At 64.8% G+C, this 24,386-nt stretch carries 25 protein-coding genes; 7 read left to right on the forward strand and 18 right to left on the reverse strand.

The genetic code is table 11. From position 1 onward, the window contains the following. Positions 1-253: 253 nt before the first annotated feature. From F3J44_RS22665 to F3J44_RS22685, 5 genes are all read right to left on the reverse strand, one after another. Positions 254-871, reverse strand: coding sequence for a LysE family transporter (locus F3J44_RS22665; RefSeq protein WP_167276265.1), 618 nt, complete (start codon positions 869-871; stop codon positions 254-256). 184 nt (positions 872-1,055) lie between these two features. Continuing rightward, a complete protein-coding gene (locus F3J44_RS22670; RefSeq protein ID WP_167059363.1) occupies positions 1,056-1,400 on the reverse strand; it encodes a calmodulin in 345 nt (114 codons plus the stop codon). Between the two features lie 266 nt (positions 1,401-1,666). Continuing rightward, positions 1,667-4,108, reverse strand: coding sequence for a TonB-dependent siderophore receptor (locus F3J44_RS22675; protein ID WP_167276267.1), 2,442 nt, complete (start codon positions 4,106-4,108; stop codon positions 1,667-1,669). Positions 4,109-4,330: 222 nt separating this feature from the next. Beyond that, positions 4,331-5,296: a FecR domain-containing protein gene (locus F3J44_RS22680; RefSeq protein ID WP_167276268.1), complete on the reverse strand. Its 966-nt coding sequence runs from the start codon at positions 5,294-5,296 to the stop codon at positions 4,331-4,333. Between the two features lie 4 nt (positions 5,297-5,300). Continuing rightward, a complete protein-coding gene (locus F3J44_RS22685; protein ID WP_167276270.1) occupies positions 5,301-5,831 on the reverse strand; it encodes a sigma-70 family RNA polymerase sigma factor in 531 nt (176 codons plus the stop codon). Between the two features lie 40 nt (positions 5,832-5,871). On the opposite strand from F3J44_RS22685, the gene F3J44_RS22690 reads away from it, so the two are divergent. Together F3J44_RS22690 and mqo are read left to right on the forward strand one after the other, a co-directional pair. Continuing rightward, on the forward strand, positions 5,872-6,099 hold the full coding sequence (locus F3J44_RS22690; protein ID WP_167059375.1) for a hypothetical protein: 228 nt from the start codon (positions 5,872-5,874) through the stop codon (positions 6,097-6,099). Positions 6,100-6,162: 63 nt separating this feature from the next. Beyond that, positions 6,163-7,800 carry a malate dehydrogenase (quinone) gene (gene mqo / locus F3J44_RS22695; protein ID WP_167059378.1) on the forward strand — a complete coding sequence of 546 codons (1,638 nt, stop codon included), beginning with the start codon at positions 6,163-6,165 and terminating at the stop codon, positions 7,798-7,800. A 58-nt stretch (positions 7,801-7,858) separates the two neighbouring features. Here the strand turns inward: mqo and F3J44_RS22700 are convergent, their stop codons facing one another. From F3J44_RS22700 to F3J44_RS22720, 5 genes are read right to left on the reverse strand one after another with little or no spacing between them, the layout of a single operon-like run. Beyond that, a complete protein-coding gene (locus F3J44_RS22700) occupies positions 7,859-8,272 on the reverse strand; it encodes a hypothetical protein (RefSeq protein WP_167276272.1) in 414 nt (137 codons plus the stop codon). Positions 8,273-8,303: 31 nt separating this feature from the next. Then, positions 8,304-8,624 (reverse strand): AzlD domain-containing protein, encoded by a 321-nt coding sequence (locus F3J44_RS22705; protein ID WP_167276273.1) that lies wholly within the window; start codon positions 8,622-8,624, stop codon positions 8,304-8,306. Beyond that, positions 8,603-9,304, reverse strand: coding sequence for an AzlC family ABC transporter permease (locus tag F3J44_RS22710; RefSeq protein ID WP_370526326.1), 702 nt, complete (start codon positions 9,302-9,304; stop codon positions 8,603-8,605). The genes F3J44_RS22705 and F3J44_RS22710 overlap by 22 nt, the downstream gene beginning before the upstream one ends. Then, positions 9,301-9,783, reverse strand: coding sequence for a GNAT family N-acetyltransferase (locus F3J44_RS22715; RefSeq protein WP_167276275.1), 483 nt, complete (start codon positions 9,781-9,783; stop codon positions 9,301-9,303). Before F3J44_RS22715 ends, F3J44_RS22710 begins: the two co-directional genes overlap by 4 nt. After that, complete coding sequence (locus tag F3J44_RS22720; RefSeq protein ID WP_167276279.1) at positions 9,767-10,513, reverse strand: 2OG-Fe dioxygenase family protein; 747 nt, start codon at positions 10,511-10,513, stop codon at positions 9,767-9,769. Before F3J44_RS22720 ends, F3J44_RS22715 begins: the two co-directional genes overlap by 17 nt. Positions 10,514-10,717: 204 nt before the next feature. Here F3J44_RS22720 and F3J44_RS22725 point away from each other — a divergent pair, with 204 nt between their 5' ends. Beyond that, positions 10,718-11,587 carry a LysR family transcriptional regulator gene (locus tag F3J44_RS22725; protein ID WP_167059394.1) on the forward strand — a complete coding sequence of 290 codons (870 nt, stop codon included), beginning with the start codon at positions 10,718-10,720 and terminating at the stop codon, positions 11,585-11,587. A gap of 93 nt (positions 11,588-11,680) precedes the next feature. Here the strand turns inward: F3J44_RS22725 and F3J44_RS22730 are convergent, their stop codons facing one another. Further along, positions 11,681-11,989: a helix-turn-helix transcriptional regulator gene (locus F3J44_RS22730; RefSeq protein WP_167276281.1), complete on the reverse strand. Its 309-nt coding sequence runs from the start codon at positions 11,987-11,989 to the stop codon at positions 11,681-11,683. A 76-nt stretch (positions 11,990-12,065) separates the two neighbouring features. On the opposite strand from F3J44_RS22730, the gene xenA reads away from it, so the two are divergent. Next, complete coding sequence (gene xenA / locus F3J44_RS22735) at positions 12,066-13,157, forward strand: xenobiotic reductase XenA (protein ID WP_167059400.1); 1,092 nt, start codon at positions 12,066-12,068, stop codon at positions 13,155-13,157. Between the two features lie 449 nt (positions 13,158-13,606). Further along, positions 13,607-13,909 (forward strand): hypothetical protein, encoded by a 303-nt coding sequence (locus F3J44_RS22740; protein ID WP_167059403.1) that lies wholly within the window; start codon positions 13,607-13,609, stop codon positions 13,907-13,909. Positions 13,910-14,138: 229 nt separating this feature from the next. Here the strand turns inward: F3J44_RS22740 and F3J44_RS22745 are convergent, their stop codons facing one another. From F3J44_RS22745 to F3J44_RS22765, 5 genes are all read right to left on the reverse strand, one after another. Continuing rightward, a complete protein-coding gene (locus tag F3J44_RS22745; protein WP_167276283.1) occupies positions 14,139-15,386 on the reverse strand; it encodes an FAD-binding oxidoreductase in 1,248 nt (415 codons plus the stop codon). A gap of 2 nt (positions 15,387-15,388) precedes the next feature. Continuing rightward, positions 15,389-16,966 carry an aldehyde dehydrogenase (NADP(+)) gene (locus F3J44_RS22750; protein WP_167276285.1) on the reverse strand — a complete coding sequence of 526 codons (1,578 nt, stop codon included), beginning with the start codon at positions 16,964-16,966 and terminating at the stop codon, positions 15,389-15,391. A gap of 135 nt (positions 16,967-17,101) precedes the next feature. Further along, positions 17,102-18,049, reverse strand: coding sequence for a dihydrodipicolinate synthase family protein (locus tag F3J44_RS22755; RefSeq protein ID WP_167276286.1), 948 nt, complete (start codon positions 18,047-18,049; stop codon positions 17,102-17,104). 44 nt (positions 18,050-18,093) lie between these two features. Then, the gene (locus tag F3J44_RS22760) at positions 18,094-19,020 is read right to left on the reverse strand and encodes a 4-hydroxyproline epimerase (RefSeq protein WP_167276288.1); all 927 of its coding nucleotides are present in this window, start codon (positions 19,018-19,020) and stop codon (positions 18,094-18,096) included. A gap of 22 nt (positions 19,021-19,042) precedes the next feature. Next, on the reverse strand, positions 19,043-20,656 hold the full coding sequence (locus F3J44_RS22765; RefSeq protein WP_167276290.1) for an APC family permease: 1,614 nt from the start codon (positions 20,654-20,656) through the stop codon (positions 19,043-19,045). A 378-nt stretch (positions 20,657-21,034) separates the two neighbouring features. On the opposite strand from F3J44_RS22765, the gene F3J44_RS22770 reads away from it, so the two are divergent. Beyond that, positions 21,035-21,817, forward strand: a complete 783-nt coding sequence (locus F3J44_RS22770; RefSeq protein WP_167059422.1) for an AraC family transcriptional regulator — start codon at positions 21,035-21,037, stop codon at positions 21,815-21,817. Here F3J44_RS22770 and F3J44_RS22775 read toward each other — a convergent pair. Beyond that, positions 21,805-22,692: a LysR family transcriptional regulator gene (locus F3J44_RS22775; protein ID WP_167059425.1), complete on the reverse strand. Its 888-nt coding sequence runs from the start codon at positions 22,690-22,692 to the stop codon at positions 21,805-21,807. The genes F3J44_RS22770 and F3J44_RS22775 overlap by 13 nt on opposite strands. A 140-nt stretch (positions 22,693-22,832) precedes the next feature. Here F3J44_RS22775 and moaB point away from each other — a divergent pair, with 140 nt between their 5' ends. Beyond that, positions 22,833-23,372 (forward strand): molybdenum cofactor biosynthesis protein B, encoded by a 540-nt coding sequence (moaB, locus tag F3J44_RS22780; RefSeq protein WP_167276291.1) that lies wholly within the window; start codon positions 22,833-22,835, stop codon positions 23,370-23,372. A gap of 103 nt (positions 23,373-23,475) precedes the next feature. Here the strand turns inward: moaB and F3J44_RS22785 are convergent, their stop codons facing one another. Then, entirely contained in the window at positions 23,476-24,375 is a 900-nt protein-coding gene (locus tag F3J44_RS22785) for a bestrophin family protein (protein ID WP_167276293.1), read from the reverse strand. Positions 24,376-24,386 lie beyond the last annotated feature (11 nt).

A 24,386-nucleotide genomic window follows, 5' to 3' on the forward strand; every position in this document is an offset into this window, starting at 1 on the left:
GCGAGGCTAGGGCGCAATTGGGGCGGTCACAATGACTTGTCGGAGGTGGGGGTGGGTTTCGGAAACGGCCTACACGTGACATTAGAAATGTGCAAGGGGCATGATGGATTGGGCGTCTCGCAAGCGCGGAATCGAGCGCCGCTAGTGCGGCGCATCGCGAGCTTTGCTCGCTCCTACCGGGAACGTGGCGGTGGGGTGGGGGGTAGGAGCGAGCGTAGCTCGCGATGCGCCGCGCGAAGCGGCGCTCGATGCGTTAGCGCATCGCCGCCAGCTTGATGCCAAACCCCACCAGGCAGGCCCCCGCCGCGCGCTCGAACAGGTTGGCAATCCGCGGGTTGGCGCGCATTCGTTCTGCCAGCACGTGCGTCAGCACCACCGCAATCAACCCATACATGAAGGTCACCACCGCCACCGTTGCCGCCAGGAAGCCAAAGGTGACCAACCCCTGGTGCTTCACCGGGTCAACGAACAGCGGGAAAAACGCCATGTAGAACATGATCGCCTTGGGGTTGAGCAGGGTGATCATCATGGTTTGGCGCAGGTAATGGCCATTGTCCATACGGCTGGTGCGTGGGGTGCCGCCAGGTTTGCTCAGCAGCATGCGCAGGCCCAGGTAGCCCAGGTAGGCGGCGCCGGCCCATTGCACCACATGGAAGGCGGCGGGGTAGGCGGCCAGCAGGGTGGCGACACCGGCCACGGCCAGCCACAGCAGCACCTGGTCACCCAGGATCACCCCGCAGGTCGCGGCCATGCCGGCCTTGATGCCGCCCTTGCCGGTAGCGGTGATCAGCGCGAAGTTGCCAGGGCCGGGGATGGCCAGGACGATGATGAAGGCGATGACGAAGGCGCTGTAGTCGGTGACGCCGAGCATGGGGAACTCCTGTTGGGCAGTGCGAAGGCAGTGGGTAAGACTACCGTGCTTTCGACTGCCCGTCAGGGGTTGGGCTTAGGGCCTTGGGGGCTGCTGTGCAGCCCATCGCAGGCAAGCCAGCTCCTACAAGCAGCCCATCGCAGGCAAGCCTGCTCCTACAAGGGGCGGGGGTTGCCCGTCATTTTTACTCTTTGATTTCGCGGGTCAGCTTGGACGACCACGGGCACCAATGGTTACCCGGCAGGAACGCGCCGCCGGCCTCGTCGAGGTGGTCTTCTACATACTGGGTGGTGGCGTCACACACCTCGATCGCCACTTCGAAGAAGTTGATGGTGTCGGGGTCGAGGAAGAAACTCCATTGCCGGTTGTAGGGCTGCTGGCGCTTGATCAGGCGGCCATGGACGTGGACCCTGTTAGTTTCCTCGCCAGACAAAATGCGGCGGGCCTCGGCGATGCGCTCTTCGTTGGTTAGCTTGAAGACGAACTCTGGGGCGCGGTCGGCGGTGGTCAGTGCGAAAAAGGCTTCCATGCAAAGCTCCTGATAACTGAGTGAGTGCCGAAATGGCGTGGTGCGTACTCAGGTATAGAGGCCCAGCAGCCCATGGCAAATGCCCCGCGTTGAGCGGTTCACGTTTTTGGCAGGTGGGTGGCGGGGGTTTGTGAGGTGGGTCACGGGCTGGAGGTGTTTTTTGCGGTTGTGATTGTTTGTGCTGGCCTCTTCGCGGGACAAGCCCGCTCCTACAGGGGCCGTGTAGGGGCGGGCTTGCCCCGCGAAGAGGCCAGTACAAGAAACAACTACCAGCGCAGGGAAACCGTGCCCAGCAAGGTACGCTCCTCGCCCCAGTAGCAGCGCCCGGCATTGTTGCAGCCGGCCACGTATTCCTTGTCGAACAGGTTGCGGGCGTTGACCTCGACCGACCAGTGGTCGTCGATTTCATACCCAACCTTGGCATCCACCAGGGTCACGTCGCCCGTGTCGAGCTTGCCGTACAGGCTGGCCGGCGTGTAGGCGAAGGTGCTGTCGAAATGGCGTACGCCGCCACCCACCGACAGCCCCTTGAGCAGCCCGTCACGGAAGCGGTAGGTGCTCCACAGCGACGCCTGGTTGCGCGGCACGCCGGTCATCTGGTGGCCTTCATACAACGAACCGGCCACGTCCTTGGTGATGCGCGAGTCGGTGTAGGTGTAGGCCGCGGTGACGTTGAGGTTTTCGCTCAGGTCGCTGTTGAGCTCCAGTTCCACGCCCTTGGCGCGGCTGGCGCCGATCTGCCGGTAGTCGCCCACGGCAGAGTCGTACAGCACGTCATCCTTCTTGCGCAGGTCATACACCGAGGCCGTGAAGGCGGTGTTCCAGCCCTTGGGCTCGTACTTGATGCCCACTTCGTACTGCTCGCTCTTGGTCGGGTCCAGCGCGCCGCTCTTGCTTTCGGTCTGCTGGGTCGGGGCAAAGGCGGTGGAATAGCTGAAGTACGGCGACAGGCCGTTTTCGAACTGGTACATCACCCCGGTTTGCCAGGTGAAGTCGCTGTCCCAGCTGTCCATGTCGGCTTGTGCATTGAGCGTGCCGGCCTTGTTGCGGAACTGGCTGTTGACCCGGTCCAGGCGCCCGCCCAGCAGCAGCACCCAGTTGTCGACCTTGGTCTGCAACTGGCTGTAGAGGCCATACATGGTCTGTTCCAGCAGCGCATTCTGCACGTGGTAGATCATGCTCGGCTTGCCGTTCCACACCGGGTTGAACACGTTGATGTTGCCGCCGTTGCCCGCGTCCCAGTCCTGGTTGAACGAGGTGCGGTCAAGGCTCGCGCCCACCAGCACGGTGTGCTCGAAGGCGCCGTTTTCGAAGTGGCCTTCGAACTGGTTGTCCAGCGAGTAGGCGATGGACTTGTTGTAGCGGTCGTAGGCCTGGTTGCTCAGCGTGGTGCCGAAGCCGTTGTTGTTGAGGCTGCCTGGCCACATTTCCTGGCGGTCGATACGCGATTGCAGGTAGCGCGAATTCTGGCGGAACTGCCAGGTGTCGTTGAAGCGGTGGCTGAACTCGTAGCCCAGGCTCCAGGTTTCGCGCTCGAAGTTGTCCCAGTTTGGGTTGCCGGACAGCTGGTCCTTGTCGATCTTGCCGTTGGGGTTGTGCAACAGCGTGCCAGCGGCCGGGTAGCCCAGCTCCATCAAGGTGCGGTCGCGCTGGTAGGTGGCCAGCAGGGTCAGGCTGTTGAATTCGTCGAAATTCAGGGTCAGCGACGGCGCGATGTACAGGCGGTCGTCGGGCTGGTGGTCGACCTGGGTGTCAGCCTTGCGGCCCATCATCACCAGGCGGCCGAGAATATTGCCCTCGTCGGTCAGCGGGCCAGAAACGTCGACGCCCAACTGGCGGCGATTGTGGGAACCGTAGCTGAGCTGCACCTCGCCCCGGGCTTCGGCGGTGGGGCGCTTGCTGACCAGGTTGACCACGCCACCCGGGGCATTTTCACCGTACAGGATGGACGTTGGCCCGCGGAACACTTCAACCCGCTCAAGGCCGTAAGGCTCGCTGCTGGTGTCGTAGCGGTTGCCTTGCACGCGCAGGCCGTCGCGCAGCAGGCCGTAGCCGTAGTCGGTGGCGTTGAAGCCGCGGATGAAGAACAGGTCGCCGGCTTGCCCGTCACCGCCGGCGAAGGGCGGTGAGAAAATGCCTGGCACGTAGCCGAGCACTTCGGTGAGGGTTTGCGACTGTTGGTCGTCCATGCGCTGGCGGGTGACCACCGACACCGAGCGCGGCGTGTCGGCCAGGGCGCTGCTGGTTTTGCTGGCGGTGGCGCTGGCCACGGCGCGGTAACCGTTGTCGCTCTGGCCATTGCTGGCCAGCAGGCCGGCAGCATTGACCGTGGTGGCGTCCAGTTGCAGGGCGGTGCCATCGGGCGCCGGTTGCAGCACATACCCGGCATTGCCTTGCGGCACCGCTTGCAGGCCGCTGCCCTGAAGCAGGCGCGCCAGGCCCTGGGCGACGCTGTAGCGGCCCTGCAGCCCCTGGCTGGTTTTGCCGGCGGCCAAGGCATTGCTGCCGGCCAGGTAGATGCCGGCCTGGCTGCTGAACTGGTTGAGGGCGGCGGCCAGCGAGCCTGGGGCGATGTCGAACTGGGTTTCGGCAGTGATCGCCTGCTCGGCCTGGGCGGTGCTGGCGGGCAGCATCAGTGGGGCGGCGGCACAGAGCGAAAGTGGCGCGGCGAGCGCCAGGCGGAACGCGGGGTGAAGGGGCTTCGGCATGCTGGTCCCTGGAGTCGGTACGGTGAGTTGAAGGGGCTTGTGCAGGGTTAACCGAACGAGATTGGAAAAAGGGAACCGGGGGCGAAGATTTTTTCATAATCGAGGGCTGTTTGTAGGAGCGGGCTTGCCCCGCGAAGCAGGCGGCGCGGTGGATGGCACCGGCTGTGCCGGTGTTCGCGGGGCAAGCCCGCTCCTACACAGGGGCCTTGCAGGGCCTGGGCTTCAAGCGGGCTCGACCGTCACCCACCAGGGCGTCAGGCGCTGCACCCGGATAGGCAACGCTGCCTGCAGCAAGGCCAGCGCCCGGTCGGTATCGTCCAGCGGGAACGCGCCCATCACCGACAGTGGCGCCACCGCCGGGTGCCAGCCCAGGTGGCCATGGCGGTAGCGGCCCAGGGCCTGCAGCAACTGCGCCAGGGGCATGTCCTCGGCATTCAGGCGCCGGTGGATCCACGACTCGCCGGCACTCTGCGCCGGGCGTGTGCTACCGATACCCAGCGCGGTGAAGTCCACCTGTTGCCCGGCTTGTACCACGCAGCGCTCGCCACTGCGCGCGGTGCACACCTCGACGGCGCCGGCGTACACATCCAGGCGCGTGGTTTCGCCTTGTTGGCAAACCGCAAAGCGGGTGCCCAGGGCCTGCATGCGCCCCTGCTCGGTGTCGACGAAGAAAGGCCGACGTGCATCGTGGGCGGTTTCCACCAGGATCTCGCCAAAGCGCAGGCGCAGCACCCGCGCCAGGCTGGTGAAGTCCAGGTCTACCGCGCTTTGCGCGCCCAGCCACAGCTGGCTGCCATCGGCCAGGCGGGTTTCCCGGGTTTCGCCGATGCCGGTGGCAAGGTCGGCGGTCCAGCCGGTGAGCGGGGTCCCGCGCCAGGTGCTCCAGCCCAGCAGCGAACTGGCCCCCAGCACCAGCAACCCCTTGAGCCCGCTGCGCCGGCTGAAGCGGCGCGCATCATGCTCGCGCAGCACGCGGCCGGCGCCGCTGCCATCGCCTTGCAGCGGGGCGAAACGCTGGCCTACGCGCTGCACGTAATGCCAGGCGGCCTGGTGGTCGCCGTGCTGCTCGACCCAGGCTTGCCACTGCTGCTGCAACTGCGGGCCGGCCTGTTCGTCCTGCAGGCGGACGAACCAGTGCGCCGCTTCTTGCAGGCTGGCGTGGCTGAGCTTCTGCGCGGGCTGGGTCATGGCCTCATTCCACCAGCAGGCCGTCAAGCTCGGCCTCAAGGATGGCGCAGTGCAGGAACGCCTGGGCCAGGTATTTCTTGATCATCCGCTCGCTGACGCCAATGTGCGCGGCGATGTCGCGGTAGGCCATGCCATCGATCTGCGCCAACAGGAACGCCTGGCGCACCTTGGCCGGCAAGCGCAGCAGCATGGCGTCGACTTCGTGCAGGGTTTCGACGATCAGCGCGCGCTGCTCGGGGGAGGGCTGCAGGGCGCTCGGCTGCAGGGCCAGGTGTTCCAGCCAGGCCTGCTCCAGCTTTTGCCGGCGCCAGTGGTCGATGCACAAGCCCCGGGCGATGGTCGCCAGGTACGAGCGCTCACCGGTGTGGCCGTCGAACTGGCGTGGCCGGTGCAGGATGCGCACGAAGGTGTCCTGCACCAGGTCGGCCGCATCCGGCCGGTTGCCCAGGCGCCGGTAAAGAAAACCCAGCAGCCAGCGCGAATGGCTTTGGTACAGGGTATGGACCGAACTGTTGAGCTCAGGAATCGAAACCATGGCGGCATCCGGCGCAAGCGCGTACTGGTGCGAATGAGAAATGCTCGCAATAGTAGGGGTGCTGGAGCGATACTGCAATCGTTCTGAAAAGCGACTGGCCAGCATGAGACAACCTGCCGCCTTGCCTATCGCCGCGCAATTTGTTTGTACTGGCAATTGGGTTACAATCAGCGAAACGATTCAGCCTGATCCGTCTATTCGACAAAAGCCTGAGTCTTTTTCTGGTTCTCTGGCTGCTGAACAATTTTCTACAACAAGCCTGCGCTGAAGAACAAGGAACCCCTGGGCCAGCCACAGGCCCGCCCTCCGTTCTACTGACTGGAATTGATCAATGTTCAAGAAAGCTGGCAAGACCCTGCTGGGTCTGGCTGTCGCTGCGAGCTTCATGCAAGCGCACGCCGCAGAAACCAAGAAAGTCGATGTGCTGCTGGTCGGCGGCGGCATCATGAGCTCCACCCTGGCCGTGTGGCTGCACGAGCTGGAGCCAAGCTGGTCGATGGAGATGGTCGAGCGCCTGGACGGCGTCGCCGAGGAAAGCTCCAACGGCTGGAACAACGCCGGTACCGGCCACTCCGCGCTGGCCGAGCTGAACTACACCCCGGAAGACAAAGACGGCAAGGTCAACATCTCCAAGGCCATCGAAATCAACGAAGCCTTCCAGATCTCCCGCCAGTTCTGGTCGTGGCAGGTCCGCCAGGGCGTGCTGAAGAACCCGCACTCGTTCATCAACACCACCCCGCACATGAGCTTCGTCTGGGGCGATGACAACATCAAGTTCCTGAAAAAGCGCTACGAAGCGCTGCAGGCCAGCCCGCTGTTCCGCCCGATGCAGTTCTCCGAGGACCACGCGCAGATCGCCAAGTGGGTTCCGCTGATGATGGAAGGCCGTGACCCGAACCAGAAGCTCGCGGTCACCTGGACCCCAATCGGCACCGACGTCAACTTCGGCGAAATCACCCGCCAGTTCGTCGGCCACCTGCAAACCCAGAAAGGCTTCGACCTGAAGCTGTCCAGCGAAGTGCAGGACATCACCCGCAACAAGGACGGCTCCTGGCACGTCGAGTACAAGAACCTGAAGGACGGCACCGAGTCGGCCACCGACGCCAAGTTCCTGTTCATCGGTGCCGGCGGCGGCGCGCTGAAGCTGCTGCAGAAATCGGGCATTCCCGAGGCCAAGGAATACGCAGGCTTCCCGGTGGGTGGCTCGTTCCTGGTGACCGAGAACCCAACCGTGGCCATGCAGCACATGGCCAAGGCCTACGGTATCGCCTCCACCGGTGCGCCGCCCATGTCGGTTCCGCACCTGGACACCCGCGTGCTGGACGGCAAGCGCGTGATCCTGTTTGGCCCATTCGCCACCTTCTCGACCAAGTTCCTGAAGAACGGCTCGTACCTGGACCTGCTGAGCAGCACCACCACCCACAACGTGTGGCCGATGACCAAGGTCGGTATCGACCAGTACCCGCTGGTGGAATACCTCGCCGGCCAGCTGATGCTGTCGGATGACGACCGCTTCGAAGCCCTGCGTACCTACTTCCCGAACGCCAAGAAGGAAGACTGGAAGCTGTGGCAGGCCGGCCAGCGCGTGCAGATCATCAAGCGTGACGAAGAGAAGGGCGGCGTGCTGAAGCTGGGCACCGAAGTCGTCGCTTCCCAGGACCGCACCATCGCCGGCCTGCTGGGCGCATCGCCAGGTGCCTCGACCGCCGCGCCGATCATGCTCAACGTGCTGGAAACCGTGTTCAAGGAGAAGGTCGCGACCCCTGAGTGGCAGGCCAAGATCAAGGAAATCGTGCCAAGCTACGGCACCAAGCTGAACGATTCGGCAGCGGCCACCCAGAAAGAGTGGAACTACACCGCTGAGGTGCTGCAGCTGGAGAAGCCACCGGTGATCGACGAAAGCGTCGGCACCACCGTTGCGCCGAGCAAGCCGGTTGAAAGCAAGCCAGAGAACGACATGGCGCTGTAATCAGGGCAATGTTGGTCAGGAAAACCACGGGTAATCCCCGTGGTTTTTTTTTGCGCCGCTAAAGCTCCTGCAGCGCCTCGCTCAAATCGAGGTCCACCGCCAACGCCAGAAAACTCACGGCGCCCTGCTCACCGACGGGAAACACCTTCGCCTGGCTGGCGGCCTTGAGCACCAGTTGCTCGCCATGCTTGACGTGCCGTTGCGAGCCATCGTCCATCTCGAAGGTCAAGCCGCCGGAGGTTGCGAACAGCAGCAGGTCGTTGCCCACGCTCAGCTGGGCGGCCGTTTGCAGATGGCGGTACTCGGCGATCCAGCCATCGCGCAGGAAGGTCTTGCTCAAGGCATAGGCCAGCGAGCATTCCAGCGACAGGTCACCCATGGCGTCGATCACCCGGTCACGTGGAACCTGTGGCATCAGGCGGGAAAACTCACTCAGGTTGCGCAGGGTGATTTTCCGGCGTGCAAGGCTCATAGCATTTTCCTTATCAGAGCGATTCCAGGCCTCAGGCCAGCAAGGTGATCGCCACGTGCCCGGCGACCCCGGCGCAAACACTGTAGATCAGGCTTCGGGTCCAGTAGGCGACGATCACCACCGGTACCGCCGCCAGCAGGTCGGCATGCAGCCCCAGCAGCGCGCCGTCCTTGCCCACCAGCAGCGCGGGCACGGTGATGCTGGCGATGATTGCCACCGGCAGGTATTCGATGACGTCATTGAACAGCCTGGGGGTTTTCTCCATCTTCAGCAGGAATGGCGTCGCGCGGGTCAGGTAGGTGATGGCCGCCATCAACAGCACCGCGGCGATCAGGTAGTTCTCTTCAGGCATAACCCGACTCCACAGCCGACGGCGGTTGCGATGAATACATTCAGGGGCGAAGGCGCATACAGGTTCAGCACGCAGGTGGTGGCGATCACCACCAGGGCGATGATGGCCTTGGTCAGGGTGCTGCACAGCGAGATCAGCACGAAGATCATCATTGCCGTCAGGGCGTAGTCCAGCTTGAACTGGGAGAACCGGTTCAAGGCGTCCGAGGCCACCGCGCCCAGCACCGCGCCGGCGATCCAGCTGGCATGGCAATAGGTATTGAACTGCAACAGGTAGCCGGCCGAGGTCGGCCTGCCGTTCTCCAGCCGCTGGCTGTGAAAGGCAAACGACTCGTCGGTGAGGCCAAAGGCGTACAACAGCTTCTGCGGCTTGCTCACCGGCAGCTGCGCACAGCGCTTGGACATGTACATGGCCATCAGCATGTGCCGCGAGTTGATCAGCAGCGTCGACAAGGCAATGGTGGCCAGCGGCGCGTTGCTGGCCATCAGCGCCAGTGCCGCGAATTGCGCGGCACCGGCGTAGACGAACAGGCACATGGCGGCCGGCAGCCACAACGGCAGGCCGGCGTTGATGCACATCACGCCGAAGACGAAGCTCACCACGAAGTAGCCGGTGACGATTGGCAGGGCATCTACCAGGCTTTCCCGGCCAGACGCGGGTAACAACGCCGACGAGGTCACAGGTCGACCTCGCAGGTGATTTCGCCGCGGGTCTGGGCGAAGCCCTGTTTCTGCCAGAAGTTCAGTGCGTTGGGGTTGTTGTCTTCAACGAACAGGAACACCCGGCGAATCCCATGCTGGCGGAAATCGCTGAGAATGGAATTGGCCAGCGACGTGCCGATTCGGCTCTGGCGGTAATCCGGTGCCACCGCCATGTGGTTGATGGTGCCCCGGGTGCCCATCAGGCCCCCGGCAACCGCGCCGACGATGGTGCCGGTGGGGTTCTCGGCCACGTAGCAATAGGTGTGCTCCGTGGCCAGCAGGCCTTTCAGCAAGGCTTCATCCTGCCAGTCGCAGAACGAGGTTTCCTCGAAGCGACGGAAGAAATCCACCAGCTTGCGGGCGTGGAACGGCGTGGCCTTCTTGATGCTCAGGCCATTGATGCGTTCGGCCGTGAACGGCGTTGGCGCAGCACCGATACAGTTAGTCGATAATGTCATGCTCGCTGCCCGGTCGAGAGAAGGAAATCGCGATGATCTGCCGGTAACCCATTTCCGAGGTGCTCGGGTTGTTGGCCGGGGTGACGTAATGTTGCAGTTCCCGGTCAAGGAAATAGGTGGTGTCGAGGATATTCAGGTAGGTGCCGGAATCGATCACGTTCGACTGCTTGTCGTAGATCTTGCAGGTTGCGCCCTCGACGTTGTGGCGGCCCCAGAAGTGCACGCCGCTGAACGGGTAGCCGTCGCAGTGGATACCCTCGGGGGTGATTTCGATTTCCTGCCCAGGCTTGATCTCGATGCGAATCTGGTGCACCTGGCACTGCCAGGTGACGTTGTGCAGCTCCTGCGGCAGCACGGCTTTGTACACGTCGAAATCGAGCTTGATCAGCGCCCGCAGAATGGGCGAGTTGAATACCTCGGCGCTGATGTCGTCGAAGTGGCGCGCCATGCCGCCAACGTAGGTGTTGTGCGCTTCGGACTGTTCATAGGCGCGGTGGTTGAGCTGGCACAGCTCGCCGGTTGCCGGGTTGAAGTCGAAGTCGCTGTAGCGGCGGTAGCGCGTACCCTTTTCGGCCTGGCCGTAGTAACGGTCCACGCCCATGGTTTCCCAGCTCTTGGAAAACTCGACGAACTCCTTGAAGCCACCGTGCAGGGCGTAGTCGCTGCCCAGCACGTTGACGGTCTTGTGTTGCCGCAGGGCGGCGTCGATGTTCTTGTTGAGTGTCAGCATGGCCATCTCTTCTTATAAAAGGCTGGCGCAATCTAGCAGTTGGCCTTCGCGGCGAAACTTCACTTTTTTTTCAGGCGCCTCAACCGTTGCTTGCTGGCCACCGGGCGGCTGGTGGCGGGGCTGGCAAGACAGCGGCAGGCCTTCTGCGCTATTCTCGCAGCCTTCATTGGCGGCCTGCGTCAAAGGAAAGGGAGGGGAGTTTGAATGGATATCAGGGTACTCAGAAACATCGTGAACGTTGCCCGAACCGGCTCGATCACCGATGCCGCCGAGCAGGTGCACGTGACGGTCCAGGCCTTGGCCGCCCAGCTGAAAAAGCTGGAAGATCACTGCGGTTTCAAGCTGTTCGACCGCACCAACAAAGGCGTCTCGCTGACCCAGGAAGGCATGGGCATCCTGCCCCATGTGCTGGAGATCGTCCGTTCTTCCGAGCGCATGCAGTTGAAGATCAACCAGCTGCGCCAGAACCGCAACCAGCGCCTGCCGTTGCGGGTGGCCTTGAACAGCACGCTGTCCATGGAAATCAACCAGCAGATCATGGGTGGCGTGGTCAGCCAGTTGTCTGGCTACAGCCCGATTTTCAGTTGCTCGGAATCACCCGACAACCTGACCAAGCTGGCCAAGGACGAAGCGGACATGGTGGTGGTGCTGGGCGACAGTGTGCCAGAGCGCTATCACTCGGTGTCGCTCAAGGGGCTGCGCATCGAAGTCGTCGCCTCGTCATCCGGCAGCGACCGCAGCGCGCCTTGCGCGGTGATCAAGCCCTTGCCCGAATGCCCTTATTCCTCGATTTTCTCGCGCTTCGCCGAGCGCCGCCCCGGCGTGCTGGAAGGCGCCACGGTGTTTCATTCCGGCAGCGAAATCGTCAGCGTTTCGATGATCAAGAGCTTTGGCGGGGTGGGCGTGCTGTCGCGGGCGGTGGCCGAGTCCAACAACCTGTTCATCTGGCCTGGTTTTTCCGATTACCTGGATGTGTACCTGGTGATGAAGGAGCCGTGGATCATCGAGGATGAGTTTCCGCTGTTCAGCACGGTGCCCACGCCGATTCGCAGCTTTGATGCGATCAGTGCGTGATTCCTGTGCGGGCCCTTTCGCGGGGCAAGCCCGCTCCTACAGGTGATGTGTAGGAGCGGGCTTGCCCCGCGAAGGGGCCGGCACAGCCAACCCTCAATCCTGCCGCAAAATACAATCCAACAACCCCGGAAACCGCTCGCCCAGCATCTCGCTGCGCAGTGAATTCATGTGGGTGGTACCCACATTGCGGGTATGCACCAGCCCCGCATCTCGCAGCACGCGAAAGTGGTGCGACATGCTCGACTTCGGCCGCCCGCCGTCAAGCTCGCCGCAACTGGCCTCGGCCACGCCGGCCAGGTGGCGGACGATGCCCAGGCGCACGGGGTCGCTCAACGCATAAAGCACGCGCTCGAGAATCAGGTCTTCCGGGTTGGGGTGTTGGTAGGCTCGCATGGGCGACATGATAACGGGGTTCCACTAATTGCCATAGTTCGATTATGATCGAACAATCGTATTCAGTCGAACCCGGAGCTTGCCCATGACTGCCCTGTTCCAACCCTACACCCTCAAAGACGTCACTGTGCGCAACCGCATCGCCATTCCGCCGATGTGCCAGTACATGGCCGAAGACGGCATGATCAACGACTGGCACCACGTGCACCTGGCAGGCCTGGCCCGTGGCGGCGCAGGCCTGCTGGTGGTCGAGGCCACCGCAGTGGCGCCGGAAGGGCGCATTACCCCCGGCTGCGCCGGGATCTGGAGCGACGCCCATGCCCAGGCCTTCGTGCCGGTGGTGCAGGCGATCAAGGCGGCCGGTTCCGTGCCGGGTATCCAGATCGCCCACGCCGGGCGCAAGGCCAGCGCCAACCGCCCGTGGGAGGGTGACGACCACATCGGCGCCGATGATGCGCGTGGCTGGGAAACCATCGCCCCCTCGGCCATCGCCTTTGGTGCGCACCTGCCCAAGGTGCCGCGCGCGATGACCCTGGACGACATCGCCCGGGTCAAGCAGGACTTCGTCGACGCCGCCCGCCGTGCCCGCGACGCAGGCTTCGAGTGGATCGAACTGCACTTCGCCCACGGTTACCTGGGCCAGAGCTTCTTCTCCGAGCACTCCAACCAGCGCACCGATGCCTACGGCGGCAGCTTCGACAACCGCAGCCGTTTCCTCCTGGAAACCCTGGCCGCCGTGCGTGAGGTATGGCCGGAAAACCTGCCGCTGACCGCACGTTTCGGGGTGCTGGAATATGACGGGCGTGACGAGCAAACCCTGGAAGAGTCGATTGAGCTGGCGCGCCGCTTCAAGGCGGGCGGGCTGGACCTGCTGAGCGTCAGTGTTGGCTTTACCATTCCTGATACCAACATTCCGTGGGGGCCTGCGTTCATGGGGCCGATTGCCGAACGTGTGCGCCGTGAAGCGGGCTTGCCGGTGACTTCGGCGTGGGGCTTCGGTACCCCGCAGCTGGCGGAGGAGGCGCTGCAGTCGCGCCAGCTGGATTTGGTGTCGGTGGGGCGTGCGCACCTGGCGGACCCGCACTGGCCTTATTTCGCGGCCAAGGAGCTGGGGGTGGACAAGGCCTCCTGGACCTTGCCCGCGCCGTATGCGCATTGGCTTGAGCGGTATCGCTGATCGTGCAGGGGGGCTGCTGTGCAGCCCCATCGCGATCACCGGCAGCGCCGGTGCCAGGCGCGTAGACCCCGAGTCGAGTAACATTTTGACATGGCAAGGGTAGTTGAGTACCTTGCCGCACCGCAGTAGATTCTGCGGCTCGGGATTGGCGTCCCGTTTTCGGAACCGGGCACGGTTGCTTACACAAGCACCGCGCTCCGCATGGCTGCACCCGTTATGGGCGGGCCGTGTGTGGGAGCCTTCGGGCTCACCGGCCCTCCGACCGGCACGCCAACCCGCACGGTTCCGCTCACCCATATTGGCGTATGGGTGCGGAGCATTTTCTTCGGAGGAATTGCAAGGAGTCGCACCATGCTCAAGAAAATCGTTCCAGATCCACCTTTCACCCTGAACTGCACCGCATCCTCACCACTGCAACAGCACCACGCGGCGTTGAGGGGGACCTGCCAATGAATCAGGCAAAGCCCACCACCACCCTCAGCACGCGAAAGCCTCGCCCCCTGACTGTGCAATCTCACTTCGGCACGTGCCATGACGCACACGCCCCCATGTTTTCGGTAAAGGCCGGGGTCGATGGGGAAGATGCAATGGTCTGCGCCGTCGCAGCGCTGAAAGCCGCATACGAAACCAATGCGTTGGCATTGGAGAAAGCGAAAGAGCCGATGCGCAGCTTGTTGACGGCAACGGAGAACTCGCTGGAGAAGGGCTTGGCATTGGCCGAGGCTGTTCTCCAGGGCATGGAGCAGGGGTAAGCCGTTGTTGATAGGGCCGCAGACGCGGCCCGTTCTGGTTTCGCTAACGCAGGTAAAGCAGTGCAGGGGGTTGTATCGGGAGATTGCTGGCAGGGTTGATCTTGAGATCGGCGGGGCTGCGTTGCAGCCCATCGCGAGCTGTGCTCGCTCCTACCCGGGTGGGCGGGCGTGTGTTGCTTGTGGTAGGAGCGAGCGCAGCTCGCGATTGGGCCGCCCGGCGGCCCCCTTCCTAAAACCGATCCAACCGATAAACCGCAGCCTCCGGCCCCGCCGGTCGCTGCACCATCTTCCCTACCCATTCCGCCGTTACCGCCGCCTGGGTCAACCCCAGGTGCTGGTGCCCAAACGCCAACAGCACGCGCCCATCACACACGCTGTCTATCACCGGCAGCGAGTCCGGCAACGAAGGCCTGAAGCCCATCCACGGCGTCGCCCCTTCAGCACTCAAGTCACGCTGGAACAACCCCTGGCTCAACCGATGCAGCTGCCACGCCCGCTGCATGCTCGGCGGCGCGTGAAGCCCGGCGAATTCCACCGTGCCCGCCAGGCGCAAGCCGCCAGCCATGGGCGTCATGATGAACTTGCGCTCCAGCGAGGTGACGGCAAACGGCAACCTCTGCTGTTCAGTTGGCAGCATCAGGTGGTAGCCACGTTCGGTGTCCAACGGCACGCGCTTGCCGGTCAGCGCCGCGGTGAGCTGCGCCGAATGCGCGCCGCAGCTCACCAGCACCTGGCGTGCCTGCAGCGGGCCCCGGCTGCTGGCCAGGCGTACACCGGCCGCCTGCACCTGCCCGCCGCTGACGTCGGCGCGCAGGAACCCCACGCCGCAGGCCCTGGCGGCCTCGTACAGCGCCGACACCACCTGGTAGGGGTCGATGAAGTGCCCGGTGCACGGGAAGAACAGGCCGCCCAGCAGCGCAGGGTTCAACTGCGGTGCGGCTTCGCGCACCTGTGCGGCCGACCATGAGTCCACCTCCACCGCCTGCTGCTGCAGGCGTAAGCGCAAGCCCTCCAGTACCTCACGCGACGCGGGCCGTTCGTACACCAGCAGCGAGCCGTCTTGCCTGAACAACTCGCCGCGCCCGATCGACCCCAACAAGCGCTGCCAGGCGCCCAGGCTGCCTTCGTTCAGCGCGCGGATGCCGGCCACGCTGCGCTGGAACGGCGCCGGGCGCAGGTTGAGCAGCAGGCGGGTGAACCACGGCAAGGCCCTGGGCAGGTATTTCCAGTCCAGGCGCAGTGGGCCCATGGGGTCGAGCAGCATGCGCGGCAGGCGCTTGAGAATCGACAGGTCGGCGATCGGGAACACCTGCTCGGTGGCCAGGTGCCCGGCGTTGCCGTAGGACGCGCCCATGCCGGGCTCTTGGCGGTCGACCAACAGCACCCGGCGGCCCTGGCGGGCCAGTTGCAGGGCGCAGGCGATGCCGACGATGCCAGCGCCGATCACGGCGATATCGGTTTCAGGAGTATCGACCATGCTCAGCCTTCCCGTTGGCCGTCGAGCAGGCGTCGCAGCTGCAGCGGGTTGCCGTGTTGCAAGGCGCTGGGCAGCAGGGCGTCGGGGAAGTCCTGGTAGCACACCGGGCGCAGGAAGCGCAGGATCGCCGCCGTGCCTACCGAGGTGCTGCGGGTGTCGGAAGTGGCCGGGAACGGGCCGCCGTGGACCATCGCGTCACACACCTCAACGCCCGTTGGCCAGCCGTTGACCAAAATGCGCCCGGCCTTGCGTTCCAGGGTGGGTAGCAGTTTGCGGGCGCTGTCGATATCGCCATCGTCCAGCTGCAGGGTGGCGGTCAGCTGGCCTTCCAGGTGCTCGGCCACCTGGCGTACCTGCTCGTCGCTGCTGCAAGCCACGACCAGGGATGCAGCACCGAACACCTCGGCTTGCAGCAGCGGGTCGGCCAGAAACGCCTCGGCTTGCGTCACGAACAGCTGCGCCTGGCATTGGTTCGGGCCTTGGCCTGGCACGCCGCTGGCGGCGGCTTGGGCATTGGGGTTGGCAGCCAGGGCGTCAACGCCGGCCTGGTAGGCATTGAAAATGCCGGGGGTGAGCATGGTTTGCGCCGGCGCCTGGCGCAGGTGCGCGCTGGCGGTGTCGATGAAGCGTTGCAGGCCAGGCCCTTGGCGGGCGATCACCAGCCCGGGGTTGGTGCAGAACTGCCCGGCGCCCTGGGTCAGCGAGGCGACGAAGCCTTGCGCCAGCAGTTCGGCGCGGGCCTGCAGGGCGGCATCGAGAAGAAACACCGGGTTGATCGAGCTCATTTCGGCATACACCGGAATCGGCTCCGGCCGCGCCTGGGCGGCCTGGCACAGGGCGATGCCGCCGCTGCGCGAGCCGGTGAAACCCACCGCCTTGATGCGCGGGTCGCTGACCAGGGCGATGCCCACTTCACGGCCTGCGCCGTACAGCAGCGAGAACACGCCTTCGGGCAGGTTGCAGCGCTTCACGGCACGGGCCACGGCCTGGCCGACCAATTCGCTGGTGCCAGGGTGCGCCGCGTGGGCCTTGACCACCACCGGGCAGCCGGCGGCCAGGGCCGAGGCGGTGTCGCCGCCAGCCACCGAGAAGGCCAGGGGGAAGTTGCTGGCGCCGAACACCGCTACCGGGCCCAGGGCCACCTGGCGCTGGCGCAGGTCGGCGCGGGGCAGGGGCTGGCGCGCAGGTTGTGCTGGGTCGATGCGCACATCCAGCCATTCACCGCTGCGCACTACCCGGGCGAAGGTGCGCAGTTGCGTGCAGGTGCGGCCACGTTCGCCCTGGATGCGCGCCTTGGGCAGGCCGGTTTCGGCCACGGCGCGCTCGACCAGGGTATCGCCGAGGGCTTCGATCTCGTCGGCGATGGTTTCAAGAAACTGGGCGCGCTGTTCCAGCGCTGTTTCGCGGTAGGCGTCGAACGCCGCCCAGGCCAGTGCGCAGGCCTGGGCCACGTGTTCGCCGGTGCCGCCGGCGTAGGCGGGTTCGAGGGCCTGGTTGGTGGCCGGGTCGATGGCGCGGATCGCGTCGCGGCTGCCGGCCACGGCGCGCTGGCCGAGCAGCAGGTTGCCTGTGAGGGTCATGGGGCGTCCTTTGTATTCAGGAGTAGCGAACTGTAGGAGCGGGCTTGCCCCGCGAACACCGGCGAAGCCGGTGCCATGCCTGTACCGTGTTGCCTGCTTCGCGGGGCAAGCCCGCTCCTACAAGGGGGTGAGGGATCAGGCCTGGTTCTGCTCCGCCGACCAGCTTGCATACCAATTGCGGAACAGGCCGTACTGCTGCTCGGCATAGTTGCGCTGGGCGTCGGTCAGCACGTCGGTTTCGTTGAAGTGCAGGCTGTACTCGGTGTCGCCGTTAAGCACCATCAAGTGCTTGTAGTACAGCACCAGGTCGCAGCCTTCATCGAACGACGACAGCACCGCCAGCGCCGCTTCCAGTTCACGGGCCAGGCGGCGGGCCCGGGCGTCGCCCTTGGCCGCTTGCTTGCTCAGGCTCACCAGTTGCAGCACTTCACGCGGCAGGGCGTTGCCGATGCCGGTGATGGCGCCAGTGGCCGCGCAGTTGACGAAGCCATGCACCACCTGGGTGTCGACGCCCACCATCAGGGTCACGTCGTTGTCCTGGGAGGTGATGTGCTCGGCGGCGTAGCGCAGGTCGGCGCCACCGCCGAATTCCTTGAAGCCGATCAGGTTGGGGAATTCACGGCGCAGTTCGAAGAACAGGTCGGCGCGGGTGGCAAACCCGTAGTAAGGGCTGTTGTAGATCACCGCTGGCAGCTTCGGCGCAGCGGCCAGAATGGCCGAGAAGTGGTGCTTCTGGGCGATCAGCGAGGCGCCGCGGCTGAGCACGCGGGGGATGACCATCAGCCCGGCGGCCCCGACCTTGGCGGCGTGGGCTGCATGGGAGACGGCCTCACGGGTGTTCACCGCGCCGGTGCCGACGATGGTCGGGATACCCGCCGCCACCAGGCGCGCCACGCCCTCCTGGCGCTCGGCCTCGGTCAAAAGTGGCCAGTCGCCCATCGACCCGCAGTACACCACGGCGCTCATGCCGGCTTCGATCAGTTCACGGCCCTTGCGCACCAGCGCGTCGAAATCCGGTTTACGTTGGGCGGTGCAGGGGGTCATCAGGGCAGGCATGGTGCCGGTGAAGATGTTGTCGGTCATTGTTGTCACTCCTGGCGGTATTCAGTGGGGTAGGGAAGCTGGGGTCAGATGCCCCAGGCGAACGGATCTTGCTCGTCGATCAGCAGGGTGCTGTCGGCGGTCATGTGGGCGCGGCCGGTGATGAACGGGCGAATACGCTCGCCGTCGCGCTCGTAGCGGCCGTGGAACTGGCTGCCGGTGATGCTGGCCTGCACCCAGGTCTGGCCGGCTTCGAGCTTGCCGTCGGCGGCCAGGCACGCCAGCTTGGCGCTGGTGCCGGTGCCGCAGGGCGAGCGGTCGTAGGCCTTGCCGGGGCACATCACGAAGTTGCGGCTGTCGGCGTTGGGGTCGTCGGCGAACAGCTCGACGTGGTCGATCGGCGCGCCGTGCTCGCCGGTGATGCCTTGGGCTTCAAGGGCCTTGAGCAGGGCCCAGGTGTAGTCGGTAAGGGCTTCGCGGTTGTCCAGCTCGATGCGTTGGCCATGTTCGGCCACCAGGAAGAACCAGTTGCCGCCCCAGGCGATGTCGCCGTACACCCGGCCATGGCCAGGCACCTCGACCGCCACCTGCTGGCGGTAGCGGTAGGACGGCACGTTGCCGACGGTGATGGCGCCGTCTGGGTGCAGGGTGGCGCTCACCGGGCCGACCGGGGTGTCGATCTTGTGCTCGCCGGGCGCGATCAGGCCCAGGTGCTGCAGCGAGGCGACCAGGCCGATGGTGCCGTGGCCGCACATGTTCAGGTAGCCGGCATTGTTGAAGAAGATCACCCCGCAGGTGGCGTCGGCCGACACCGGCGGGCAGTACAACGCGCCCACCAGCACATCGTTGCCGCGTGGCTCCAGCAGACAGGCGCGGCGCCAGTGGTCGTGCAGCTCGCGCAGTTCGTCGCGCTGCTCGGCCATGCTGCGGCCCTGCAGTGGCGGGAAACCTTTCATTACCAGGCGGGTCGGTTCGCCGCCGGTATGCGAGTCGATGACGTGAATCTGTTTCATGGGCGTGTCCATTGCGTAGAGGTCAGGAGGCGACGGCGGCCGGGCGGCCGGCGTAGGGTTCGGTGGACGTTTCGCTTTCGTCCTCGCCTTCCAGGCGCACCAGGTGGGCCGGCACGCCGGTGGCGGCGCCCCAGTAGTAGATGCCCAGGGCGCAGGCGGCCACGGCCAGGGTGTCGAGCGGATGGCCGATCACCCCCAGGCCGCCGAAGCTGCCCAGCCACGACAGCAAAATGGTCACCGCGTAGAAGCCGATCAGCCAGGCCGAGGAGCGCACTTGCTGGCCCAGCGACAGGTGCTGGGTGGGCACGAAGCGGCCGCACAGCAGGTACAGCACGAACATCACGATCTGCAGGGCCAGCAGCCACGACACGGTGTTCCAGCCCGACCAGTACACGATCAGCGCGGCGATGATGAACGACAGCGGGCCGAGCACGCCCATGCCCTTGACCCGGAACGGGCGCGGCATGTTGGGGGCGTTGCGGCGCAGGGCGGCGACGGTGACCGGGGCCACGGCGTAGCTCAGCACCAGGGCGGCAGATACCACGTTGATCAGCGCTTCCCAGGAGGGGAATGGCAGGGTCCAGAACACCGACAGGGCGAAGGTCAGCCACAGTGCCGGGCGCGGGATGCCGGACTCGGCGTCGATGCGGGTGAAGTATTTGAAGAAGGTGCCGGTTTGCGCCCAGCCGTATACCACCCGCGGTGTGGCGTTCATGTAGATGTTGCCGCAGCCGCTGGGCGAGATCACCGCATCGGCCACCACCAGGTAGGCCAGCCAGCCCACGCCCAGGGCCAGGGCGATGTCACGGTAGGGCAGGGCCAGTTCCTTGGTGACTGCAGCCCAGCCGTTGCTGAGCATTTCGGTTGGCACGCTGCCCAGGAAGGCCAGTTGCAGCAGGGCGTAGATGGCGGTGGACAGCAGCACCGAGAGAATCAGCGCGATGGGGATGGTGCGTTGGGGGTTCTTTACCTCGCTGGCCACCGAGATGATCGGCGTCAGGCCCAGGTAGGCGAAGATGATGCCACCGGCCGAGACAGCCATTTCAACGCCAGACAGGCCGAACGGGGCAAAGCCCTGGGCGGCGAAGTTTTCTGGCTTGAAGAAGCTGAACAGCACGCCGATCACCAGCAGCGGCACGATGAACTTGAACACGCTGACCAGGTTGTTGGCCTTGGCGAAGGTCTTCACGCTGCGGTAGTTGAGGAAGAAGAACAGCCCCAGCAAGGCGAACTGCACCAGCCAGCCGAGCACGGTAGGGTCGCTGGAGCCGGCCTTGGTCAACCCCGGGAACCAGGCCGCGGCGTACTGGCGCGAGGCGACCACTTCGATGGCGATCAGGCTTGAGAACGCGATCAGGGTGATGAAGCCCATCAGGTAGCCTAGCAGTGGGCCGTGGGAGTACACCGGGTAGCGCACCACGCCACCGGCACGCGGCAGGGCGGCGCCGAGTTCGCAGTAGACGATGCCCAGCAGCAGCACGGCGAAGCCGCCGAGGAACCAGGAAAGTATGCCGGCCGGCCCGGCGATGGCCGAGACGTGGCTGGCGGCGAACAGCCAGCCGGAGCCGAAGATGGCACCGAGGCCGATGAAGGTGAGGTCGAGCAATGACAGCTGTTTCTTGAATTTGCCTGACATGGGTGCGCCTTTTTGTAAGTTTTGGGTAGGCAGGTCTGATGTCACGTGGTGCGGCGTATTGCGGCCGCGCTCTTGTAAAGGTTGGGCGGCTTGCGTGGGGCATAGAGTGGACCTGAACAGGGCAGGGGTTCTTGATGGATTTCTGCAGGTGGGATGACGAAATCGGCACAGTTGCAGAAATGAGTGGCGGCTGTGGAGGCAGGATGGGTAGGCTGCAGGGCCTGCCGTACAAGGGCTCTAGAGGTCTGTGGGCATTGCTGGCCCTTTCGCGGGCAAGCCCGCTCCCACAGGTACGGCGCAAGATCCGAAATCTGTGGAGCCCCTGTGGGAGCGGGCTTGCCCGCGAAAGGGCCCGCTCAGCCGGTAGAGAATTTCAAAATGACCGACACCCCCCTGGCAACCCTGTACCAGTCCCTCGACCAGCACCGCCCCGCCACCCTGGAGGCCCTGCTGGCCGGTGTTTGCCTGCTGCTGCCGATCCTCGACGCGATCCCCAACGCTGCGATCTTCATCAAGGACCCGGCCGCCCGCTATGTGCTGGCCAACACCACCCTGGTCCAGCGTTGTGGCCTCAAGCGCCTGCAGCCGCTGCTGGGCAAGACCAGCGCCGAGGTGTTTCCGGCGCAACTGGGCCCCGGCTATACCGAGCAGGACCGCCGCGTGCTCAAGGATGGCCTGGTACTGGAGGACCAACTGGAATTGCATCTGTACGGCAGCCGCGAACCGGGCTGGTGCCTGACCCACAAGCGCCCGCTGCGCAACCTGGCGGGCGAGATCATCGGCCTGGTGGGCATTTCGGTAGACCTGCAGTCAGCGGCCGACACCCACCCGGCCTACCAGCGCCTGGCCGCCGTGGATGAACACATCCGCTGCCATTTCCACCAGCCGATCAGCATGATCGAGCTGACCCGCATCGCCGGCATTTCCGTGGCGCAACTGGAGCGCTACTGCAAGCGGGTGTTCCACCTCACGCCCCGGCAGATGATCCACAAGGCGCGCCTGGAGCACGCCCACCGCTTGCTGCTTTCGGACATGCCGATCACCGAAGTGGCCTTGCGCTGCGGCTACACCGACCACAGCGCCTTCAGCCGCCAGTTCAAGCAACTGACCGGCTTTACCCCACGCCAGTACCGCCAGGCAACCGCCCGTCAGCCCGGCTGAAACAGGGCCTTGGCCTCGGCGAAACACTGCTCGGCAATCGCCGAACGTGGCTCGCTGCGGCGCAGCAACAGGCCGACTGGGCTGTGGATGCTGGCGTCGACGATGGGGATGATGCGCATGTGCTCGCTGAGGTCTTCCAGGCCGCAACCCAGCGGCATGATCGCGCAGCACACGCCGGTGTTGATGGCCTGCACCAGCTGGAACGTCGAGTCGCTTTCCAGCACGGCGTTGGGCTCCAGGCTGCGGCTGCGAAAGCTCAGGTCCAGCGACTGGCGGTAATGCATGCCTTTGCTCAGCAGGCCCAGGGGGATATCGCCAAGCTCGTCCCAGCGCAGGCGCTCGGCGTCGAACTGGAAATGCTGGGTGTCGTACAGCAGGCCCATGGTGGTGGTGCCCAGTTCGATCACTTCGAAGAAATTGGCATTGACCTGGTCCAGGTAACAAATGCCCAGGTCGAGCTGGTTGCGGCTCAGGCCGTCCATGATCTGCTCGGTGCTGTGGGCGCTGAGCTGGAACTGCAGCTCGGGGTACTTCTCGCGCAGCGGCAGCAGCAGGTGCATGGGGTTGAAACTGGCCAGCGGCACGCTGCCCAGGCGCAGGCTGCCAACCACCTGGCCACGGCAACTGGCGGCCTCGGCCTGCAGCCCATCGTGGGCGGCGAGCAGGGTGCGGGCCCAGGCCAGGATGCGCTCGCCGGCCTCGGTGAAGCCTTCGAAGCGCTGGCCGCGCTTGACCAGTACCAGGTCCAGTTCGTCCTCCAGGTTGCGTAGGCGCATGGACAGGGTCGGCTGGGTGATGTGGCACAGCGCGGCCGCCTGGCCGAAGTGGCGGGTCTGGTCGAGGGCGATGAGGAACTTGAGCTGCTTGATGTCCATGGAGGTGCCTGGGTGCGGGTTGAGCTGACCTTAACCCACGTTTGCGATAGACGCCATTGATCGGCCGGTTCGCCTTTTCGATTGGACGCTTGCCGGGCTTGGCCCTAGCGTTGCGGCCAGGCCATTGAAGGAGCTTTACCGTGCGCGTTCAACCCGATGCGGTTTTCGTACCGCTCAACATTGCCGTGCTGACTGTCAGCGATACCCGCACGTTTGACAACGACACCTCTGGCGAGCTGCTGGCCAGCCGCTCGGTGGAAGTGGGCCATCGCCTGGTGGCGCGGGCGCTGCTCAAGGATGACCTGTACAAGATTCGCGCCCAGGTCGCCACCTGGATCGCCGATGAGCAGGTGCAGGTGGTGCTGGTTACCGGCGGCACCGGCTTTACCGGGCGGGACAGCACGCCAGAGGCGGTGCAGTGCTTGCTGGAGCGGCAGGTGGACGGTTTTGGCGAGCTGTTCCGCGCCTTGTCGATTCTTGATATCGGCAGTTCCACGGTGCAGAGCAGGGCGCTGGCCGGGATTTCCAATGGCACCCTGGTGTGCTGCCTGCCGGGCTCGACGGGCGCGTGTCGCACGGCCTGGGAAGGGATTTTGGTGGAACAGCTGGATGCGCGGCACCGGCCCTGTAATTTTGTGAAGCACCTGAAACCGATCGAGGCTTGCCAGAGCCGGGGTTAGTCTGTGCCGGCCCTTTCGCGGGGCAAGCCCGCTCCTACAGGGGGACCCGCCCGTTCGGGGAACGCGACCGTTGTCGGAGCGGGCTTGCCCCGCGAAAGGGCCATCAGCTCAATACATAGTCCACCGGCAACAACACCGGCGGCAACGGCTCAACCCCCAGGGCTCCCAGCACATCGCGCTCCACGGTGCGCACCATGGCATCCATCGGCAGGTCGTTCTCATCCCGCCCGAACGGGTCTTCCAGCTCGTTGCCAATCGCATCCAGCCCAAAGAAGGTGTACCCCACGATGGTGGTAAAAAGCGGCGCCAGCCAGCCCAGCGGTTCGGCCAGGGCAAACGGCAGCAACAGGCAGAAGATATAGATGGTGCGGTGCAGCAGCAGGGTATAGGGGAACGGCAACGGCGAGCCCTTGATGCGCTCGCAGGTGGCCTGCACCTCGGTCAGCCCCGCCAGGCGTTGCTCCAGCAAGGTATAGCGCCATTCGCTGATCTGCCCCTGGGCGGCCAGTTGCGAGCACTGGCTGCCGATATCACGCAGGATGCCATCGCACACATTGTGCACCGCCACCGGCTTGCCTTCGCCCAGCCATGGGCGCACGGCGCGGACCTCGCACTCACTGCGCAGCCTGGCATTGAGCCCATGGGCAAAGCCGCACAGGCTGCGCAGCAGCTCGGCACGCAGTTTCTCGTCGGCAATCACCAGGCTTTCCCGCACGAACGAGCGGGTTTCGATAATCAGCTTGCCCCAGGCCTTGCGCCCTTCCCACCAGCGGTCGTAGCAGGCGTTGTTGCGAAAGCTCATGAAAATCGACAGCGACAGGCCCAGCAGGGTGAAGGGCGTGGCGCTTACCGGGTAGAAGAACGCCGGGAAATGCCGTTCGACCAGCACGATCAGCGCGGCCAGCAGGGTGACCATCAGGCAGCGCAGGGCAATGCGCTTGACGATCGAACCCTTGAGGGTGAACAGCACGCGCAGCACATCGGGGTGGGGGTGGACAATCATGGAAATCCAGA

Source organism: Pantoea sp. Tr-811 (genome assembly GCF_011752535.1).
In the GTDB taxonomy this organism is placed as follows: domain Bacteria; phylum Pseudomonadota; class Gammaproteobacteria; order Pseudomonadales; family Pseudomonadaceae; genus Aquipseudomonas.

Bases quoted from the DNA above. Each gene is read 5' to 3' on its own strand.
- F3J44_RS22715 (WP_167276275.1), bottom strand. From the start codon at position 9,783: ATGACATTATCGACTAACTGTATCGGTGCTGCGCCAACGCCGTTCACG.
- F3J44_RS22755 (WP_167276286.1), bottom strand. From the start codon at position 18,049: ATGACCGACAACATCTTCACCGGCACCATGCCTGCCCTGATGACCCCC.
- F3J44_RS22765 (WP_167276290.1), bottom strand. From the start codon at position 20,656: ATGTCAGGCAAATTCAAGAAACAGCTGTCATTGCTCGACCTCACCTTC.
- F3J44_RS22690 (WP_167059375.1), top strand. From the start codon at position 5,872: ATGCTCGCAATAGTAGGGGTGCTGGAGCGATACTGCAATCGTTCTGAA.
- F3J44_RS22680 (WP_167276268.1), bottom strand. From the start codon at position 5,296: ATGACCCAGCCCGCGCAGAAGCTCAGCCACGCCAGCCTGCAAGAAGCG.
- F3J44_RS22705 (WP_167276273.1), bottom strand. From the start codon at position 8,624: ATGCCTGAAGAGAACTACCTGATCGCCGCGGTGCTGTTGATGGCGGCC.
- F3J44_RS22730 (WP_167276281.1), bottom strand. From the start codon at position 11,989: ATGTCGCCCATGCGAGCCTACCAACACCCCAACCCGGAAGACCTGATT.
- F3J44_RS22725 (WP_167059394.1), top strand. From the start codon at position 10,718: ATGGATATCAGGGTACTCAGAAACATCGTGAACGTTGCCCGAACCGGC.
- F3J44_RS22670 (WP_167059363.1), bottom strand. From the start codon at position 1,400: ATGGAAGCCTTTTTCGCACTGACCACCGCCGACCGCGCCCCAGAGTTC.
- F3J44_RS22720 (WP_167276279.1), bottom strand. From the start codon at position 10,513: ATGCTGACACTCAACAAGAACATCGACGCCGCCCTGCGGCAACACAAG.
- F3J44_RS22740 (WP_167059403.1), top strand. From the start codon at position 13,607: ATGAATCAGGCAAAGCCCACCACCACCCTCAGCACGCGAAAGCCTCGC.
- F3J44_RS22775 (WP_167059425.1), bottom strand. From the start codon at position 22,692: ATGGACATCAAGCAGCTCAAGTTCCTCATCGCCCTCGACCAGACCCGC.
- F3J44_RS22700 (WP_167276272.1), bottom strand. From the start codon at position 8,272: ATGAGCCTTGCACGCCGGAAAATCACCCTGCGCAACCTGAGTGAGTTT.
- F3J44_RS22750 (WP_167276285.1), bottom strand. From the start codon at position 16,966: ATGACCCTCACAGGCAACCTGCTGCTCGGCCAGCGCGCCGTGGCCGGC.
- F3J44_RS22675 (WP_167276267.1), bottom strand. From the start codon at position 4,108: ATGCCGAAGCCCCTTCACCCCGCGTTCCGCCTGGCGCTCGCCGCGCCA.
- xenA (WP_167059400.1), top strand. From the start codon at position 12,066: ATGACTGCCCTGTTCCAACCCTACACCCTCAAAGACGTCACTGTGCGC.
- F3J44_RS22770 (WP_167059422.1), top strand. From the start codon at position 21,035: ATGACCGACACCCCCCTGGCAACCCTGTACCAGTCCCTCGACCAGCAC.
- mqo (WP_167059378.1), top strand. From the start codon at position 6,163: ATGTTCAAGAAAGCTGGCAAGACCCTGCTGGGTCTGGCTGTCGCTGCG.
- F3J44_RS22760 (WP_167276288.1), bottom strand. From the start codon at position 19,020: ATGAAACAGATTCACGTCATCGACTCGCATACCGGCGGCGAACCGACC.
- F3J44_RS22685 (WP_167276270.1), bottom strand. From the start codon at position 5,831: ATGGTTTCGATTCCTGAGCTCAACAGTTCGGTCCATACCCTGTACCAA.
- F3J44_RS22785 (WP_167276293.1), bottom strand. From the start codon at position 24,375: ATGATTGTCCACCCCCACCCCGATGTGCTGCGCGTGCTGTTCACCCTC.
- F3J44_RS22665 (WP_167276265.1), bottom strand. From the start codon at position 871: ATGCTCGGCGTCACCGACTACAGCGCCTTCGTCATCGCCTTCATCATC.
- F3J44_RS22745 (WP_167276283.1), bottom strand. From the start codon at position 15,386: ATGGTCGATACTCCTGAAACCGATATCGCCGTGATCGGCGCTGGCATC.